Annotated in this window: 16 protein-coding genes; 6 read left to right on the top strand and 10 right to left on the bottom strand. The window is 72.9% G+C overall.

Going from position 1 to position 17191, the window contains the following annotated elements; all coding sequences use genetic code 11:
- Positions 1-539: 539 nt before the first annotated feature.
- The 3 genes from AB0H53_RS24120 to AB0H53_RS24110 all read right to left on the bottom strand — a co-directional run bounded on the left by AB0H53_RS24120 (position 540) and on the right by AB0H53_RS24110 (position 3516).
- A complete protein-coding gene (locus AB0H53_RS24120) occupies positions 540-1508 on the bottom strand; it encodes an amidohydrolase family protein (RefSeq protein WP_362116981.1) in 969 nt (322 codons plus the stop codon).
- A 151-nt stretch (positions 1509-1659) separates the two neighbouring features.
- Entirely contained in the window at positions 1660-2220 is a 561-nt protein-coding gene (locus AB0H53_RS24115; RefSeq protein ID WP_362116978.1) for a quercetin 2,3-dioxygenase, read from the bottom strand.
- Positions 2221-2295: 75 nt separating this feature from the next.
- Complete coding sequence (locus AB0H53_RS24110; RefSeq protein ID WP_362116975.1) at positions 2296-3516, bottom strand: multidrug effflux MFS transporter; 1221 nt, start codon at positions 3514-3516, stop codon at positions 2296-2298.
- A gap of 112 nt (positions 3517-3628) precedes the next feature.
- Here AB0H53_RS24110 and AB0H53_RS24105 point away from each other — a divergent pair, with 112 nt between their 5' ends.
- Positions 3629-4153: a MarR family transcriptional regulator gene (locus AB0H53_RS24105; RefSeq protein WP_362116972.1), complete on the top strand. Its 525-nt coding sequence runs from the start codon at positions 3629-3631 to the stop codon at positions 4151-4153.
- Positions 4154-4342: 189 nt separating this feature from the next.
- Here the strand turns inward: AB0H53_RS24105 and AB0H53_RS24100 are convergent, their stop codons facing one another.
- Complete coding sequence (locus AB0H53_RS24100) at positions 4343-5137, bottom strand: arylamine N-acetyltransferase (protein ID WP_362116969.1); 795 nt, start codon at positions 5135-5137, stop codon at positions 4343-4345.
- A 464-nt stretch (positions 5138-5601) separates the two neighbouring features.
- On the opposite strand from AB0H53_RS24100, the gene AB0H53_RS24095 reads away from it, so the two are divergent.
- Positions 5602-6696 (top strand): M20 family metallopeptidase, encoded by a 1095-nt coding sequence (locus tag AB0H53_RS24095; protein ID WP_362116987.1) that lies wholly within the window; start codon positions 5602-5604, stop codon positions 6694-6696.
- A gap of 124 nt (positions 6697-6820) precedes the next feature.
- Here AB0H53_RS24095 and AB0H53_RS24090 read toward each other — a convergent pair whose 3' ends face one another.
- Positions 6821-8188 carry a hypothetical protein gene (locus tag AB0H53_RS24090; protein WP_362116966.1) on the bottom strand — a complete coding sequence of 456 codons (1368 nt, stop codon included), beginning with the start codon at positions 8186-8188 and terminating at the stop codon, positions 6821-6823.
- Between the two features lie 340 nt (positions 8189-8528).
- Between AB0H53_RS24090 and AB0H53_RS24085 the strand changes: the two genes are divergently transcribed.
- Complete coding sequence (locus AB0H53_RS24085) at positions 8529-11141, top strand: MXAN_6230/SCO0854 family RING domain-containing protein (protein ID WP_362116963.1); 2613 nt, start codon at positions 8529-8531, stop codon at positions 11139-11141.
- Positions 11142-11420: 279 nt separating this feature from the next.
- On the opposite strand, the gene AB0H53_RS24080 is transcribed toward AB0H53_RS24085, so the two are convergent.
- The 5 genes from AB0H53_RS24080 to AB0H53_RS24060 all read right to left on the bottom strand — a co-directional run bounded on the left by AB0H53_RS24080 (position 11421) and on the right by AB0H53_RS24060 (position 13530).
- Positions 11421-11918 carry a hypothetical protein gene (locus tag AB0H53_RS24080; protein ID WP_362116960.1) on the bottom strand — a complete coding sequence of 166 codons (498 nt, stop codon included), beginning with the start codon at positions 11916-11918 and terminating at the stop codon, positions 11421-11423.
- 218 nt (positions 11919-12136) lie between these two features.
- On the bottom strand, positions 12137-12667 hold the full coding sequence (locus tag AB0H53_RS24075) for a hypothetical protein (protein WP_362116958.1): 531 nt from the start codon (positions 12665-12667) through the stop codon (positions 12137-12139).
- Positions 12668-12693: 26 nt separating this feature from the next.
- Positions 12694-13068, bottom strand: a complete 375-nt coding sequence (locus AB0H53_RS24070; protein ID WP_362116955.1) for a toxin Doc — start codon at positions 13066-13068, stop codon at positions 12694-12696.
- Positions 13068-13307, bottom strand: a complete 240-nt coding sequence (locus AB0H53_RS24065; protein ID WP_362116952.1) for a hypothetical protein — start codon at positions 13305-13307, stop codon at positions 13068-13070. The genes AB0H53_RS24070 and AB0H53_RS24065 overlap by 1 nt, the downstream gene beginning before the upstream one ends.
- 73 nt (positions 13308-13380) lie before the next feature.
- Positions 13381-13530, bottom strand: a complete 150-nt coding sequence (locus AB0H53_RS24060; protein ID WP_362116949.1) for a hypothetical protein — start codon at positions 13528-13530, stop codon at positions 13381-13383.
- Positions 13531-13705: 175 nt separating this feature from the next.
- On the opposite strand from AB0H53_RS24060, the gene AB0H53_RS24055 reads away from it, so the two are divergent.
- From AB0H53_RS24055 to AB0H53_RS24045, 3 genes are all read left to right on the top strand, one after another.
- Positions 13706-14134 (top strand): helix-turn-helix transcriptional regulator, encoded by a 429-nt coding sequence (locus AB0H53_RS24055; RefSeq protein ID WP_362116946.1) that lies wholly within the window; start codon positions 13706-13708, stop codon positions 14132-14134.
- Positions 14135-14144: 10 nt separating this feature from the next.
- Entirely contained in the window at positions 14145-14561 is a 417-nt protein-coding gene (locus AB0H53_RS24050; protein WP_362116943.1) for a VOC family protein, read from the top strand.
- Positions 14562-14720: 159 nt separating this feature from the next.
- Entirely contained in the window at positions 14721-17150 is a 2430-nt protein-coding gene (locus AB0H53_RS24045) for an excinuclease ABC subunit UvrA (protein WP_362116940.1), read from the top strand.
- Positions 17151-17191 lie beyond the last annotated feature (41 nt).

Raw genomic sequence — 17191 nt, 5'->3', positions numbered from 1 at the left:
CGCTATGAGAAGACCGCCACCGTCTACCTGGCCGGACTCCACATCGCGGGCATCTTCCTCTGGTCCGCCCGCTGATCCAAACGAAACTGCCTAGCTCCGTCACCGCACCGGGTTCGCCGGGTCGGGCGCGTCACGGCCGTGCGGAAAAACGATCGGCCTCCCAGCAACGCCCCTGCCTGCTCGGGGCCTTGGTGTGCTCGCTTCGTCGGCACGACACCGGAGTGGGACGGTGACCGGGTTCGGACGCCTGAAGATCCGCCACGCGCGGCGATGAGACGGCCCCTTCAGGTGCCGGACGTACCTGTCCGGCGCTCCGCGTACCCGATCGACCGCTGACGCCGTGGCTTCAGCGGGCTACCAGCGGGCGCTTTCCCGGCGGCCGGCGGGCAGGACGTCGCGGTGACGGGCGTTGGCATGACGCCGGCGCGGGCAGGCGGGCGGGTAGGTCCAGGGGATCGACCTCGCCATGGTCGGCCGGGGCTCCGTCCCGGCGCGAGGACCGGCGTGAGGACCGGCGGGGCCCGGCGGGGCCCGGCGAGTCAGAGGGTGGGACGGGGCAGGACGCGCCGGGCGTTGGCCGTGGTCAGGGACCGCCACGTGAGGCCGTCGGCCGGCGCGGGCGCGGTGTCGACGCTGTTGACGTGCTCCTCCACCCCCGCCGCGGGCGTCCAGACGTGGTCGCTGCCGTAGAGCACGCGGTCGGGGCCGACCAGGCTCAGCAGGGCGGGCAGTTGGCGAGGCAGGGCCGGGCCCGCGAGGTCGTAGTAGAGGTGGTGCAATTGCTCGACGGCGTCGGGGGCGTCGCCGTCGGCGGGCATGAACATCCTCATGAAACCGTTGATCCGGTCGGCGAGGACCGGCAGGGCGCCGCCGCAGTGCGGAACGATGACCGTGAGGTGGGGGTGGCGTACCAGGGTGCCGGCCATCAGCAGGTCGGTGACCGTACGGGCGGTGTCGAAGACGAACTCGATCATCGGACGGGGCCGCCCGAGCGCCGAGCGCTCCCAGCACACGGGCGAGGTGGGGTGGAGGAAGACCACGGCGGCGCGGCGGTTCAGCTCGGCCCAGACCGGCTCCAGGAGGGGGTTGCCGAGGTAGGTGCCGTGGGTGTTGGTCTCCAGGACCACTCCGTCGGCGCCCAGAACGTCGAAGGCGTGCTCGATCTCCCGCAGCGCGCCGTCCACGTCGGGCAGGGGCAGGGAGGCGAACAGGCCGAAGCGGCCGGGGTGGTCGCGGACGGCGGTGGCACCGTCCTCGTTGACCTCGCGGGCCAGGCGGCGTGCGGCCGCGTCGTCCCCGAAGTGCACACCGGGTGAGGAGACGGACAGGATCGCGGTGTCGATGCGGCAGCGGTCCATCAGCTCGATGTGGGCGGCGGCGGACCAGGACGGCCAGGCGGGGACGCCGTCGGGGGTGCCGTGACCGGCTTCCGTCGCCTGGCGTACGTAGGAGTCGGTGACGAAGTGGGCGTGGACGTCGACGAGGCCGACGGCGGCGGTGCCGGTCATGGGGGGGGCTTTCTTCCGACGGGGTGGGTGCGAGGGGGGCGTCGTGGCCGCGACCGGGACCGGGCGCGGCCACGGCGCCGGTGGGAGCGGTGCCGAGAGGCGAGAGGCGGGGGAAACGGTGGCGACGGAGGTGGCGGCTGCTGAGGGGAGGTCAGCTGCCGGTGCGCCACTGGTGGTCGGGCAGGAAGCGCACGTCGTACCGCTGGGGCACGGTGGCGAACTTGTGCGGTTCGGGCACGTACGGCTCGCGCGGCAGGCCGAGTTCCTCGGCCGGGGTGCCCAGGTTCTCGAAGAACCGCTCGAAGGTGCCACCGGGGCCGGCCGCGACGCCGACGATACGGGTGTGGTGGCGCTCCATGCGGTAGGCGTGGGGACAGTTCTTGGGCACGAACCCGAAGTCGCCGGAGGTGAGCAGCTTCTCCTGCTGTTCGCCCCGGAGGTCCTCCACGAACAGGCGCACAGCTCCGTCGGTGACGTAGAAGACCTCGTAGGTGTCGGGGTGCAGATGGGCAGGGATGATCTCACCCTTGGGGCCTTCGGCGGTGAAGAAGTTGAACGTGTTCTCGGTCTGCTCGCCGCCGGCGTAGATGGTGATCAGGTCACCGAAGAGGTGAGCGCGGTCACCCAGGCCCTTCTCGATGAAGTACGGCCGGCCCGGCTCGGCCGGGATACGGGAGCGGGTCCGGTACGGGGTGGCGAACTCGATGGTCATCGGGGTCTCCAGTCGGGGGATTCGGTCGCGCGGTCCGGTGCGCGGGCCGCGCCGGACCGGAAGCGGAGGGAAGGCTCAATGGGTGGTGGTGGAGGGTTCGCCGTGACGCTGCCAGGGCCGTACCAGGCACAGCAGCGCGAGGGCGGCCAGGGCCAGGGAGACGAGCATGATCGTCGCCATGGGCAGCGAACTGCTCTCGCCGAGAGCGCCGACGAGCGGGGAGGCGATGGCTCCGCACAGGAACTGCAGCGCGCCCAGGAGCGCGGAGGCCCCTCCCGGAGCGGTACGGCCGAGGTTCTGGCCGAGGCTCATCGTGGCCGGGATGAGCATGCCGATACCGGACATGATCACGAAGAGGGTGAGCCAGGTCCCTGCGAAGGTCTCGCCGAGAAGGCCGGTGACCGCTGTCTGGGCGAGCGCTCCGCCGGCGGCGACGGCGAGACTCCAGCTCAGCAGCGTGTTCAGCGGTACGCGGCGGGCCAGCTTGGCGAAGGCGGTGCCACCGAGCAGCATGCCCACGGCGTTCACCGCGAAGATCAGCGAATACACACCGGCGGAGACGCCGTGCACCCGCTCGAAGACGAAACTGGATCCGCCGATGTAGGCGAACAGGGCCGCCGACGCGAAGCCCAGCACCAGGACGTGCCCCATGAAGGGACGGCTGCGCGTCAGGTGTCCCATGGCGCGGAACGTGCCGGCCGGTCCGCCACCGTGGCGGCGGTCGGGCGGCAACGACTCGGGCACCTTGGCCAGCACGCCCACCAGCAGCAACAGACCGATCAGGCAGAGGACCCAGAAGACCCCCCGCCAGGTGGACACGGCCAGGACCGCGCCGCCCAGTACGGGCGCGGCGACGGGAGCCACACCCAGTATCTGGGAGAGCACGGCGAAGTACCGGGGAACGTCCGGCCCGTGGAACCGGTCGGTGATCACCGCACGGGCCACGACCATGCCGACAGCACCGGCCGCGCCCTGGAGGAAACGGGCGGCCATGAGGAGCGAGGCGCTCGGCGCGACCGCGCACACCAGGGAGAACAAAATGAATCCCGCGCAGCCGAAGAGCAGCGGCCGGCGCCGCCCAAGGCTGTCGCTGAGCGGGCCGAGGAGGATCTGGCCCGCGACCATCCCGGCCAGGAAAGCGGTCATCGTCAGCTGGACGGTGGTGCTGCCGGTGTGCAGGGCGGCGCCCATGGCGGGGAGCCCCGGCACGTACATGTCGGTCGCCAGCGGGGCGACCGCCGTCAGGGCGCCCAGGACCACCAGCAGACCGGCCGGGGCCCGATCGGGCGGGCTCACGGTGGCGGGGGCGCGCGCCGCGGCCCGTATCTCGCTTTCGGGGGGAGGGCTGCTTACCATGGAGACAAGTTAACAAGTAGTTCTCTGGTTGACAAAGAGGGGTCGTCCCGCCGTGCTGCCTTCCCTACCGTCCGCCCGTGCGCAGTGGGCCGCCCACCACCCGGGCCTGGACACCTCACCCATGGAGATCGTCGGCCTCCTCAAGCGCATCATGGCCATGCGCGACCGCGCGGTCGAACCCCTCTACGAGGGCGCCCCCCTCACCGCACCCGAACTGGACCTCCTCGTGCCGCTGAGGCACCTGGACAAGCCGGTCATCGCCCGCCGTATCGCCGAGCACCGCGGAATGTCCCGCGCGGGCATCAGCAAGGCCCTGGCCAAGCTCGAAAAGCGCGGCTTCGTCGAGCGCACCTCACACCCCGCCGATCGCCGTGCCTCCCTGGTGGCCGTCACCGAGGCGGGCAGAGCCGCCGTCGACGCCCTCTTCCCCCGCCAGCTCGCCACGGAAGCCGAACTGCTGGCCGGCCTCGGCCCGGCGCGGGGCGAAGTGCTGGACGCCCTCAACCTCCTCGCCGACACCATGGAACGCGCCCTGACCGAGACGGCGGGCACGGAGGTGCCCCCCGTCACCGAGTGACGGCCCCGCACCGGCGGCCCGCCACGCCAGTGACCCGCACCCCGCGTGCCTCATGACCGCTCACGGTCCCTGGCCGCCCCGCCGGGCGGCCACGCCGGGGGTGCTCACGGGCGGAACGGCGGTCCGGGCCTTTGCGCGTGGCGCACCCGTGCGGCGGGGGTGAGGCCGGGCGCCGGAGACCGCCCGGCCTCAGCCGTCGTGACCGGACGGCTCGGACGGCAGCCGGTCCAGGGCGATCCCGAAGTGGTCACGGTAGGCGGCCAGCACCTCGTCGTCACCCTCCAGCATCCGTTCCGCGCGCTCGCCCCCCACCGTGGTGACCAGCTTCCGTCCGCTGAGGGTGATCCGCCCGTCCCCGGTGAGGCGGGAACACACCGGGGACCGGGTGAAGTGCGAGGCCGGCGACGTGCGGTGGTACCAAGCGCCGACCTGGAAGTCGGACAGCTCGCGGGTGCGCCGCTCGACGCGGTACCGCGCCCGCCCGTTCCGCAGGACGTCCACGTCGCCGTCGGGCGTCTCCACGATACGGAACGTCCCGCCGGGATCCTCCTGTTCACCCCGGTCGTCCAGGGCGAGGGGGTAGTGGCTGTGGTCACCGAATCCGACGTCCACGAGCCAGGGGCCGGTGCCGTCGTCGGTCTCCACACGCAGCGCGAGATGGTCGTAGGGGATCCCGAACCGGCCCTCCTCTTCGATGACGCGCGCCTGGAGATGCGCGACGTCGAAACCGAGGTCGCGCAGCAACGCGCCGAAGGCGCCGCCCAGTTCGTAGCAGAAGCCGCCCCGGCGGGCATGGACCACCTTGTCGAGCAGGGCCTTCTCCTCCAGGACGATGTCCTCGCCGAGATGGATGGAAAGGTTCTCGAAGGGCACCGTGAGGAGGTGCCGCAGCTGCAGTTCACGCAGGGCGTGGGCGTCAGGACGGGCGGGGTGCGTGGCGCCGATGCGGCGGAGATAGGCCTGGGTGACCGAAGCGGTGCTCATGACCGCAGTCTTGCGGTACCCCTGGCGCCTGTCACCCCTCCCCTCCCGGCGAAGCCGGAGTCCGCCCGCGCCGAGGGCGAGCGTGCCCGGACGACCGCAACGGCGGTCCCGGCGTCCGGTGTCGGCCGTGTCCGCGTCCGGCCACGGCTCCTCCGGAGGGAGGAGGGGCCGCTGCCGCGTGGCGGAGACGCGGATCGGCCTGCCGGACGATGTACCGCCACGGCGTCCCCGCCAGAATTGTTCCCAGGAGCCCGCCACGGGGGGACGGGCTCCACCCGTCCCGACCGAACGGAAGCATCTGGTGAAGAGCGACCCGCGGACACACAAGCCCTGCCCCGAGGGTGTCCGCGCGGCTCCTGAACTCCGGGCCGGAGACGCGGAGTTCTGAGCTCTGAGCTCTGAGCTCTGAGCGACGGAGCCGGGAGGTTGACCACAACACACGCAGTACCCTCGCACTCATGGCGATGCACAGGACCGTCGGCGTGAGTGTTGACGCGATGATCGAGGACCTCAGGACACTTGTCGAGGTGGAGTCCCCATCGCGTGATCTCAACGCGCTGGCGGCGTCGGCCAGGGCTGTCGCCGCTGTCATCGAGAGCCGGCTGGGCGGGCGAGCCGCTCTCGTCGGGAGCTCAGGCGGGCCGCACGTCCACTGGTCGGCCGGGGGCGATCCCAAGGTGCTGGTCCTCGGGCACCACGACACGGTGTTCCCGCTCGGCACCCTGGGGCGCCGCCCGTTCACGGTCCGGGGCGGGCAGGCGACCGGGCCCGGGGTCTTCGACATGCTGGGCGGTCTTGTGCAGGCCGTGCACGGCCTGGCGACGCTCGACGACCGGTCGGGCGTCGAGATACTGGTGACCGCCGACGAAGAGGTCGGCTCCCACTCCTCACGTGCCCTCATCGAGGAGCGCGCCATCGCCTGCGGCGCCGTACTCGTGGTGGAGGGTGCCGCCGACGGCGGGGCCCTGAAGACCGGCCGTAAGGGCTGCGGGACGTTCACGGTCTCCGTCACGGGCCGGGCGTCGCACGCCGGCCTGGAGCCCGCGGCCGGGGTGAACGCCTTGGTCGAAGCGTCCCACCAAGTGCTGGACATCGCGGCGCTGGGCCGGCCCGCCGTGGGAACGACGGTCACCCCGACCGTCGCGTCCGCCGGAACCCTGGACAACGTCGTTCCCGCGGAGGCGACCGTCGTCGTGGACGTCCGGGTCGGGTCGGCCGACGAGAAGGAACGCGTCGAAGCCGCTTTCGCCGCGCTGGCTCCGCATCTCGACGGGGCGGAGATCGCGGTCCGGGGATGCGTCAGCCGGCCCCCCATGCCCGAGTCGGCATCGGCCGAGTTGTTCGCCATGGCGAAGCGGTTGCTTCCCGGCCTCGAAGGCAAGGCGGTCGGGGGCGGGAGCGACGGCAACTTCACGGCCGCTCTGGGGGTCCCCACCCTGGACGGCCTCGGGGCGGTCGGGGGCGGTGCCCACGCGGACCACGAGTACCTCGTGATCGAGGCCATGGCCGAGCGGGCGAACCTCGTCGCCGGACTGGTCCACGCGATTCGGCACGGGTAAGGGTCAAGGCTTCCCGGGCCTGCCCAACGGCCCCGCCGGCCCCGAGCCCCGGGGCGTGGGCCGCAGGGCGGTACGGGCTCCGGGCCGGTACGGGCTCCGGGCCGGTACGGGCCGCGCCGGGGCGTCAGTCGGGCTTCCCGGTGCTCACCGAGTCGAGCAGTTCGGGAAGTGAGCCGGGGAACCGCCGGATCAGCGGGTGGAGCGCCATCCACCGCTCCTCGGACACCTCACCCGCCGCCCACCGGGCCAGCAGCGCGGCGGTGGCCACATGGAGGGCGGCGCGTCCGCTCCACGCGGCACGGCTGACGTCCGCGTGTCCCGACGCCTGTCCGACCCAGGACGTCAGCACACTCGCCGGGCGCATCAGCGCCACCGCCTCGGCCGCCGAGAGCTGCCCGCGTTCGATCGCCGCCTCGACGTGGTCCAGGGTCGGTCCGTCCGGTGCCCGGTAGCAGACCGGCGCCGTCCGCAGTGTCCGGCGCGCCGACTCGGCGCTCGGCCCGAGCGGTCCGGTCGTCCCGGGGGGTCGCCACGCGGGCACCCACGGCGGGCGCCGGCGGCTGCCGGAGCCAGGCGCCGGAGGCGCGGGCACGCCCGCCGGTGCGGGCAGCGGCCGGCCGGGGCGTGCGGGCCGGCCGGTCCGCAGCACCGCGGCCACTTCCGGTGGGCAGTCCGGGCGGGCCATCAGTGCGCGCGCCGCCGGGCGCGGGAGCCGGTGGCCGAGCCGGGCCGCCGCGATCAGCGGCCAGTCGATCCGGTAGGGCTGGTCCAGGACCGACCGCACCGCCCGCGCGGTGCGCTGTTGGTCGGGTTCCGTCACGGCTCGCAGGCGCCGTAGCAGCGCGCCGGTGCCGAGCCAGGTGTCCTCCACCGTGTCCAGGTGCGGTTCCGGGTCGGCCTGGCCGCAGGCCGCCACGACCGCGGCGCTGACCGGGTCCGGGCGCTCGGGCAGCGCCGCCACCAGGTTCCGCAGCCGCGCCGCGCCGCCGTGCCGCCGGACCGTGGCCCAGGCGGTGGCGCGCGCGGTCGGCTCGCACTCGCCGCGCTGGTCGATCAGTGCGGCCGCCGCGAGGTCGGGGTCGGCCGACAGGAGGGCGCGCCGGTGGTTGCGGTCGTGGTACCAGCGGCCCGCCGCGACGGCGGCCGGGGAGCGCAGACGCAGGCGGCACTCCTGCTCGTAGCCCAGTTGGTGGTTGTCGATGAGGCGGGCGTCGACGTCCGGATCGTCGAGGTCGATCAGGCCGTCCTGGGTCTTCGGGTCGCGCACGGCGGCCGCGAGGGCGGCCCGGAGCCGGCCGCTGCCCCGGTCGAGCACGCTCTCCCGCACGGGGGAGGGCATGTCGTGACCGAGGAAGAACAGGGCGCGGTCGACGGTGAGCCACGCCTCCAGGGCCGCCGGGCGCAGCTCGTAGGGCAGCAGGGTGGCGAAACAGCCGAGGTGGAAGCGGTGGGTCATCCGCTCGGTCAGGCTCGGCTCCTGCGGCGCGCGCATGTCGCGGTCCCCCTTGTCGTCGTGGTCCGCCCGCTCTGTCCGGCCAGGACCGCACGCACCGTACAAGGCCGTCGACCATGTGCTCCCCGGATGTCACGGCTCGATGGGCCGCCGCCCGCCCGAACTGCGTTGCCGTTGAGGGGCGTTGGGCAAGGAGGACCCGGAGCCCCGGGCGGCCGGGTGATATCCGGATGAGCCGGGCCCGGGTGACCTGCTACTTTCTGCGTGGCGCGGGGCGGCTCCCGGGTGCGCTTCCTTCTCAACTTCCTGCGATGAATCAGCGTGCTCCATTCCCGCCCCGCGCCACACCCGGCCGACCGGGAGGGGGAGGAGACGTCTCATGTCCGACATCACGAGGCCCGATCGAGCGAAGACCGCCACGTCCGAGGCGGGTGGGCGGAGTGTCGCCGCCGTCCTGCTGTCGCGTCGGGGTGCCGTCTACCCGCCCGGCGCGACCGGGCCGGCCGCCGAGGGCGCGCACGGCGCGGTGGCGCTGCTCGAGGTGGACCTCGTGGAGCGCGGTTACCTGCTGGCGCCGGCGCTGCGGTCCGCGTTCGCCGCGCTGGACACCGCCGAGCTCGGCCTGGCCGGCCGTCGGCTGCTCGGGGACATCGACCGTGCCCTGGGTGCCCACCGCAAGCACGAGCCGTTGTTCCGGGGCTTCCCGGACAGTGTTCCCCGCGACACGTACGCGCACTACGCCGACCGCGTCGTCACCCTGCTGTACCAGCACCCGGAGCAGCCGTGCGTGCTGTGCGGCGACGTGGACAGTGTGCGCGCGCTCTCGCCGTGTGCCCATCTGGTGTGCGGCACGTGCTTCGACGGTGCCGATCTGTCCGCGTGCCCCGTCTGTGAGCGGCGCCTCGACTCCGACGAACCGTTTCTGCGCCCACGGCGCCCGCGTCGGATCCTGCGCCGCGGGCCCACCCTTCCTGACCGGTTGCGCCGGCTGTCGTACGGCGGTGACCTGGCCGCGCGGGACGCCGACGCCCGGCGCGAACTCGACGCGCTGCTGGCCCGTACGGGCGCGCTGAGCCCCCAGGACTCCGACGATCTGGCCGTTCTGCTGGACGCCCGGTCCCGCGACGACCTGTCCTGGCTGCCGGCCACCGTGCCGGGCCGGCAGACCAAGGCCCGGGTCGTGGCGTGGCTGCTGGCCGACCCGGCCGCCCACCCGACGGCACTGCCCGCGGTGAGCGGGCTGGTGGACACGGCCACCGACGTGCTGCGGGTGCTCGTGGTGCGCTCCGGTGGTGACGCCGGACTCGTCGGGATCCCGCGCTTCGCCCCGGTGCCGCGGCCGCTGCGCCGTGCCCTGCTGGCGGTCGTCGACGCGCTGGACCCGGCCTCGGCCGTCCAGGACATGCGACGGTACGAGCGGGCCTGGATCCACGCGGCGGAGCGGCTGCACCCGTTCGAGTACGCCGGCCGCTTTCCGCGAGCCGCCCTCGCGTTCGCCGCGCTGCGCGGGATGCGCCTCGGTGACGACCGGCTGTCCGCCTGCCTGCGGGCCGCGGCGCGGGACCATGCGCACATCGACGTCTCGGGCGGCACCGTCGCCGTACACGGCTGGAGCAGCCGGGTGGAGGCGGCCCTGGCCGCCCGCGACCCCGGCGCGGCTCTCGCGCTGCTCGTCCGGCGCCCGGGCGAGCTGGTGCGCCGCCTCGACCACCTCCTCCGCCTCACCGGCGAGGACGGCGCTCATCCGGTCGTGCAGGGCCTGGAGCGGGCGGTGGGGGACGTCTCCCCCGCGGTCCTGCTGAGCGCCCTCGGTGAGCTCCGCACCCGGGCGCGGGAGCGGCCGGCGCGGGTGTTCTTCCCCAAGGGCGGCGCGGCCAAGACGCATGTGATCGACGATGTCCGGGCGCCGTTGCCGGCCGGTGTCGTGGAACGCGTGGTGGGCGTGCTGACCGCGGAGGCCCTGCGGCGGGCCGCGGCCGGGGCCCCGGTGGACGTCGCCGTGGTGGACGCCGCGCTGCACGACGTCGTCGCCCCGTTCACGGAGCGGACCGCGTCGCGAGCGCTGGTGACGTTGCCGCGCGGCAGCGAACTGGCTCTCCCGGACGGGCGGACGCTGCGTCTGTTCCTGCACTGGGTGGAGAGCGCCTCGTCGGGCAGGACGGACCTGGACCTGTCCGCCGCCATGTTCGACGCGCGCTGGAGGCAGCTCGGCGTGTGCGACTACACCAGCCTGCGGTACGAGCACACGGCCGCCGTGCACTCGGGCGACCTGCAGAGCGCGCCGCCGCCCCTGGGCGCCAGCGAGTTCGTGGACCTGGATCTGGACCGCCTGGCTGCGGCCGGGGTCAGGTACGTGGTGGCGGTGGTGTACTCGTACAACAACGTGCCCTTCGGTGAACTGGGGGAGGCGTTCGCCGGGTTCATGCTCCGGGAGGAACCGGGCGCCGTGGGCCCGGTGTTCGACCCGCGCGCCGTGGAACAGCGCTTCGACCTCACCGGGCGCTCCCGCGCGTGCGTCCCGCTGCTGGTGGATGTGGAGGCGGGCAGGATGCGCTGGCTCGACGTCGTCAAGGGCGTGACGGGCACCGAGCACGCCGTCTGGCGCCACGCTCACGCCCTGGCGACCCTGGCACACCGGCTCACGGAGCTGTTCACGTCGGGCGCCCGCGTCAGCCTCGGTGAGCTGGCCGTGTGGCAGGCGGCGGCCAGGGCGAGGACCGTGGTGGTACGCCGCGCGGACGGTGGACGCGATGTGTACCGCCGACGGGACGGGGAGGCCGTGCCGTCCTTCGCCGCCCGGATCGGCTCACCGGACACCGACGCGGCCGGCCACGGACAGTCGGCCGAGCCGCAGTTGGCGCATGTGCTCCGGGGTGATCTGGTCCTGCGTGAGGGGAGCGAGGTGTTCGCCGTGTATCCGCTCGGTCAGGACGCGGCCGAGGTGCGTCTGCTGGCCGCCGCGGACGTGGTGTCCGCCTTCGCGCCCCGCTGACCGACGCGGGGACCCCTCCACGCGGCGCCAGTCCGCCGGCCCGGCGTGGACGGTCCGCGTGGCCGCCACGGCCGGCGCTCCCGGCTCCGGGCCCCGCCGTCTGGCGGGACGGTGGCGCGGCGGCCGGGGAGCACCGCGTGTACGCGGACGTGTCACGCGCCCGGTCGCCCTGGATGACGTGCCCGGCCGATCCCCTCGGCGGCGAGCGGCGTCCGGGGCCTCCGGCACGAATTACGGTCTCCAGCCGGTCCCGTGTCCCGTGGCCCGCCGGCTCGCGGCTCAGTCCTCGGGCAGACGCTCGCCGCACCGGCCGCAGTACCGGGCGTCGTTCTCCGGGGCGAGGCGCCCGCAGGCGAGGCAGACCCGGTTGAGCAGGCAGGGGGACTCGCCCCCCTCGCCGCTCGCGTTCCGGATGGTCAGCCCCGGGCGGCGGCGGTGCGCACTGAGGTACATCAGACCCCGCTCGCCCGCCGACAAGGCACGGCGGGCGGCGCGGGGCAGCCAGACCACGCATCCCGGCTCCAGGTCGAGGACTCCGGCGTCCGTGTCCAGCCGGCCGCTTCCGTCCACCACGTACAGCAGCACGTCCAGCTCGGGCTCGACGGACTCCCCCACCTCGGCGCCGGCCGTCAGCCGGACCAGGTTGGCGTCCAGTTGCCGCCCCTCCCGGTCGAGGCGCCAGAGGGCGCCACCCCGGTCCGCCGGCAGGTCCCGGAGCAGTTCCGGCATTCGTGCCAGTACGCCGGGGGTGCTGCCCCGTGCCTCGTCCTTGTGCATCACCGCACGACCTCCGATGTGAAAGGCAGCCCCGCGCGGAGCCTGCCGCGACCCCGGGGCGCCTCCCATTCTCCCTGTGGCGGGAGCATGGGAATGCCATCCCGCTGCGGGTGCCGAGGCGCGCGCACGGGCCGGGCGCGGGCCCGCCGCCGCGGAGGGCGGCGCCGGCATCCGTGCGGCGGACGCGTCACGCCGGGCGGGGAAGCGGGAGCGCCGGCTCACCACTCGTCGTCCTCCTCGACCGGGACAGGAGGGCCGGCGAAGACCAGGTCGAGGACGTACCGCTCCTCGACGGGGCATCGCGACCAGGCCTCCGTCAGCCGTCCCGCCGCGTCCTCCCCGTCGGCCCGCTCGAGTGTTTCCTCGTAGTACGCCGCCGTGGCCCGTCTCCCCGTCCACCAGGCATGGCCTTCGTAGACGCCTGGCCGCGGCAGCCTCATCTCGCCGGCCGGCCCCATGGTGAGCTGTCCGACGATCAGGGTCGCGGTCTCCGATTCGAGGCTCACCGGAACGCTGCCCTCGGCCTGCTCCGGCGGGCGGCGTGGCGCCGGCCAGATCCGGATGGTGACGCGCACCGGAATGCCGGACTGCGGGCTGTGGAGGTACAGGTGGTAGCCGTTTCCCGCGACCACCCGCTCCTGGGAGGCCTGCGCGGCGGCGGCGTCAACGAGGTAGGCATCGGCGTCGTAGACCTCGACCAGGCGGTAGTCGGGGCGGGCGGTGACGCTGTACTCGGCGATGGGTTCCACGACCGGGCTCTTCCTCCCCGTCTCCTTCATATCCTCCAGTCGCGGATGCGGTCCGCGGCCTGGTAGACGGATGCCTTGTCCGCCCGGATCTCGCGGACCAGGTCCACCAGCGCCCCGTAGGGCGGATCGATGCCCTCGCCCGAGATGTGCATATAGGCGACCGCGACCTGACAGGCGTACAGGGAATTGCGGTACGGCAGCGGTTGCAGGCGCACCAGGGTGTGCAGGAGGGCCGCAGCGCGCCAGGCCGGGTCCGGCTCTGCGGTGGTGGGCCTCGGGATGCGGGTCCTGTGCCGGGCCACGGCCGCGACGAGGGCGGAGTAGTCGCTGACCGTGACGTCTTCGGGGACCGCCTGTTCCTGGATGTCAAGGAGCCAGGGGACATCGATGTAGAGGACCATCAGGCGGCCTGGGCTCCCCTTCGGCGGCTCGGAGGGGGAATCTCGTCGGGGAAGGCGGCGTCGAAGTCCTCCCGGTGCTGTTCGCCCCACGAGACCGCGTACCGGACGAACTGACGTCGCTGCCTCTCCCGCAGGGGGAGGTCGTGGACGTACTGCTTGAGGGACTTGCCTTCGGCAGCCGCGGCCGCACGGACTTCCTCCAGCTCCTCGTCGGTGAAGGTGATGTTCAAGGACGGCATGCCCCGATGGTACCTACTTGGTACCTGGCCTGCCCAGCGTGTCGACGTCCGGACATCCGCACGCCGTCCGCGCTCATGGCCGCCCCGCCCGCTCGTCATCGGCGTCTTCCTCGGCGGGCGGCGGGACGGGGATGCGGGTCTGGCCGTCGATCGGTGGCGGCGTGCGCTCACTGAGCCGGTCCTCGAGGTTCTGCAGCCTGGTGCGCGTTTCCGGTGTCGTCATATGTTCCTCATCACCACTTCGGCCACCGGGAATCAGACGAGATGCACTTCCGGCCCGCCGGGAGACCCCATCGCCCACCATCCCGCGGCGGACCGGCTCCCTCTTGTATCCGGACGGTGAGCCCGGCGTGCGGTCGGCGACCGGGCGGCGTCCGGCGCTGTGGGATGGTGGTGGCGTGACGCTGGAAGACCTCGTCCGGCTGCGCCGGGCCCGTGACCTGATGGACCGCGCATACGCGGAGCCGCTCGACGTCCCGGCGCTGGCGCGCGTCGCCCTCATGTCGGCGGGCCACTTCTCCCGCAGCTTCCGCGCCGCCTTCGGCGAGACCCCGTACGGCTACCTGATGACGCGCCGGATCGAGCGGGCCAAGGCGCTGCTGCGGAGGGGTGACCTGTCGGTGACGGAGGTCTGCTTCGCGGTCGGCTGCACCTCGCTGGGGTCGTTCAGCTCCCGGTTCACCGAGCTGGTCGGCGAGAGCCCGAGCTCGTACCGGGCCCGCTCGCACGACGAGGGCGCCGCCATTCCGGCCTGCGTGGCCAAGATCTACACGCGGCCGGTCAGGACGGTCAGGAATGGAGAAGCGGACGCCGCCACCCGCCCGTAGCGTGAAACGCATGGACATCAATCTCTCCCAGTGCTTCATCGCCGTCGACGACCACGACAAGGCGCTCGCCTTCTACCGGGACGTCCTCGGCCTGGAGGTGCGCAACGACGTGGGGTTCGAGGGAATGCGCTGGGTGACCGTCGGCTCGCCGTCGCAGCCCGACGTGGACATCGTTCTCGAACCGCCCCTCGCCGACCCGAACGCCTCCCCGGCCGACCGGCAGGCCATGGCCGAGCCGCTGGCCAAAGGCCTGCTGCGCGGTGTCATCTTCCGGACCGACGACTGTGACGCCACCTTCGAGCGCATCCGCGCCGCGGGTGCCGAGGTGCTGCAGGAGCCGGTCGACCAGCCGTACGGTGTCCGCGACTGCGCCTTCCGTGATCCCTCCGGCAACATGCTGCGCTTCAACCAGCCGCGGAAGCGGTGAGCTCCGGTCCCGGTGAGCCGATCGGGCAGCGGCGGGCCGTCGCCGTGACCGCGCCGACAGGAGTGGACCGGACGTACCGATCGAAGCCGGCTGTGCACGGCCGGGCGACCCGGCGGAGCGCCGAGGCAGCTCCGCGCCACGGATGGAGACACGAGGAGCATGACCACGAGGACGGACGCGCAGTCGACCGCACCGCACGTCGCCGACAGTCACGACCTGATCCGCGTGCACGGCGCGCGGGTGAACAACCTCAGGGATGTCAGCGTCGAGATCCCCAAGCGCCGCCTCACGGTGTTCACCGGAGTCTCCGGTTCGGGGAAGAGTTCACTGGTGTTCGGGACGATCGCCGCGGAGTCGCAGCGCCTGATCAATGAGACCTACAGCGCCTTCGTGCAGGGCTTCATGCCGACGCTGGCGCGGCCGGAGGTCGACGTACTGGAAGGGCTGACGACCGCGATCATCGTGGACCAGCAGCGGCTGGGGGCCGACCCCCGCTCCACGGTCGGTACCGCCACCGACGCCAACGCGATGCTGCGCATCCTGTTCAGCCGGCTCGGGCAGCCGCACATCGGTTCGCCCAACGCCTTCTCCTTCAACGTCGCCTCGGTCCGGGCCAGCGGTGCGATCACGGTCGAGCGCGGTGCCGGCAGAACCAGGACGGAGAAGGCGACCTTCACCCGCACCGGCGGCATGTGCACGCGCTGCGAAGGCCGGGGCACGGTCTCCGACATCGATCTGACGCAGCTCTACGACGACTCCAAGTCGATCGCCGAGGGCGCGTTCACCATCCCCGGCTGGAAGTCGGACAGTTGGTGGACCGTGCGGACCTACGCCGAGTCGGGCTTCCTCGACCCGGACAAGCCCATCCGCGAGTTCACCGAGAGGGAGATGCGGGACTTCCTCCACCGGGAGCCGACCAAGGTGAAGGTCGAGGGTGTCAACCTCACTTACGAGGGACTGATCCCCAAGTTCCGCAAGTCGTTCCTCGCCAAGGACCGGGAAGCGATGCAGCCGCACATCCGGGCGTTCGTGGACCGGGCGGTCACCTTCACCACCTGCCCCGACTGCGACGGCACCCGGCTCAGCGAGGCGGCCCGGTCGTCGAAGATCGAGGGGATCGGCATCGCCGACGCGTGCGCGATGCAGATCAGTGACCTCGCCGGCTGGGTGCGCGCGCTGAACGAGCCTTCCCCACGCTCTTCGAGCGGGCGGTACCCCATGGTGGCGCCCCTGCTCGGCGCGCTGCTCGGGACGCTCGACTCCTTCGTGGAGATCGGTCTCGGCTACCTCTCCCTCGACCGGCCGTCGGGCACGCTGTCGGGCGGCGAGGCGCAGCGCGTCAAGATGATCCGCCACCTCGGCTCCTCGCTCACCGACACGACGTACGTCTTCGACGAGCCCACCGTCGGCCTGCACCCCCATGACATCCAGCGGATGAACGGCCTGCTGCTGCGGCTGCGCGACAAGGGCAACACGGTACTCGTCGTGGAGCACAAGCCGGAGGCCATCGCGATCGCCGACCACGTCGTGGACCTCGGCCCCGGCGCGGGTTCGGCGGGCGGCACCGTCTGCTTCGAGGGCACCGTCGAGGGGTTGCGGGCCGGCGGTACGGTCACCGGCCGCCACCTCGACGACCGGGCAGCCCTGAAGGACACGGTACGGACGCCCACCGGCACGCTGGAGATCCGCGCCGCGACCAGGAACAACCTGCGGAACGTGGATGTCGACATCCCGCTCGGGGTGCTCTGCGTGGTCACCGGCGTCGCCGGCTCCGGGAAGAGCTCCCTGGTGCACGGGTCGATCCCGGCCGGGGCGGGTGTCGTCCCGGTCGGCCAGGGGGCGATCAAGGGTTCGCGGCGGAGCAACCCGGCGACGTACACGGGACTGCTCGACCCGATCCGCAAGGCCTTCGCGAAGGCCAACGGGGTGAAGCCGGCCCTGTTCAGTGCCAACTCCGAGGGCGCCTGCCCCCACTGCAACGGCGCCGGTGTCATCTACACCGACCTGGCGATGATGGCCGGTGTCGCCACCACCTGCGAGGAGTGCGAGGGCAAGCGGTTCGAGGCGTCGGTGCTGGACCACCACCTCGGTGGCCGCGACATCAGCGAGGTGCTCGCGATGTCGGTGACCGAGGCGGAGGAGTTCTTCGGTACGGGCGAGGCGCGCACCCCGGCCGCGCACCGAATCCTCGGCCGGCTCGCCGAAGTCGGGCTCGGCTACCTCAGCCTCGGCCAGCCGCTCACCACGCTGTCCGGCGGTGAGCGGCAGCGGCTGAAGCTGGCCACCCACCTGGCCGAGAAGGGCGGTGACCGGCTCGTCTACGTGCTCGACGAGCCGACCACGGGCCTCCACCTCGCCGACGTCGAGCAGTTGCTCGGCCTGCTCGACCGGCTCGTCGACTCCGGCAGGTCGGTCATCGTCGTCGAGCACCACCAGGCGGTCATGGCGCACGCCGACTGGATCATTGACCTCGGTCCCGGCGCCGGCCACGACGGCGGCCGGATCGTCTTCGAGGGCACACCCGCCGACCTGGTCGCCGCCCGCTCCACCCTCACCGGCGAGCACCTCGCGGCCTACGTCGGCGCCTGACCGGGCAGCCGGCACGCCGGCCGGCGCACCGTCGGCCGGCG

This window comes from Streptomyces sp. NPDC050856, assembly GCF_040653855.1.
In the GTDB taxonomy this organism is placed as follows: domain Bacteria; phylum Actinomycetota; class Actinomycetes; order Streptomycetales; family Streptomycetaceae; genus Streptomyces.
The sequence above is the reverse complement of the archived record's forward strand: the minus strand, read 5'-3'. Positions and strand labels throughout refer to the sequence as shown.

Bases quoted from the DNA above. Each gene is read 5' to 3' on its own strand.
- AB0H53_RS24100 (WP_362116969.1), bottom strand. From the start codon at position 5,137: ATGAGCACCGCTTCGGTCACCCAGGCCTATCTCCGCCGCATCGGCGCC.
- AB0H53_RS24095 (WP_362116987.1), top strand. From the start codon at position 5,602: ATGCACAGGACCGTCGGCGTGAGTGTTGACGCGATGATCGAGGACCTC.
- AB0H53_RS24090 (WP_362116966.1), bottom strand. From the start codon at position 8,188: ATGCGCGCGCCGCAGGAGCCGAGCCTGACCGAGCGGATGACCCACCGC.
- AB0H53_RS24060 (WP_362116949.1), bottom strand. From the start codon at position 13,530: ATGACGACACCGGAAACGCGCACCAGGCTGCAGAACCTCGAGGACCGG.
- AB0H53_RS24080 (WP_362116960.1), bottom strand. From the start codon at position 11,918: ATGCACAAGGACGAGGCACGGGGCAGCACCCCCGGCGTACTGGCACGA.
- AB0H53_RS24045 (WP_362116940.1), top strand. From the start codon at position 14,721: ATGACCACGAGGACGGACGCGCAGTCGACCGCACCGCACGTCGCCGAC.
- AB0H53_RS24085 (WP_362116963.1), top strand. From the start codon at position 8,529: ATGTCCGACATCACGAGGCCCGATCGAGCGAAGACCGCCACGTCCGAG.
- AB0H53_RS24070 (WP_362116955.1), bottom strand. From the start codon at position 13,068: ATGGTCCTCTACATCGATGTCCCCTGGCTCCTTGACATCCAGGAACAG.
- AB0H53_RS24050 (WP_362116943.1), top strand. From the start codon at position 14,145: ATGGACATCAATCTCTCCCAGTGCTTCATCGCCGTCGACGACCACGAC.
- AB0H53_RS24120 (WP_362116981.1), bottom strand. From the start codon at position 1,508: ATGACCGGCACCGCCGCCGTCGGCCTCGTCGACGTCCACGCCCACTTC.
- AB0H53_RS24065 (WP_362116952.1), bottom strand. From the start codon at position 13,307: ATGCCGTCCTTGAACATCACCTTCACCGACGAGGAGCTGGAGGAAGTC.
- AB0H53_RS24115 (WP_362116978.1), bottom strand. From the start codon at position 2,220: ATGACCATCGAGTTCGCCACCCCGTACCGGACCCGCTCCCGTATCCCG.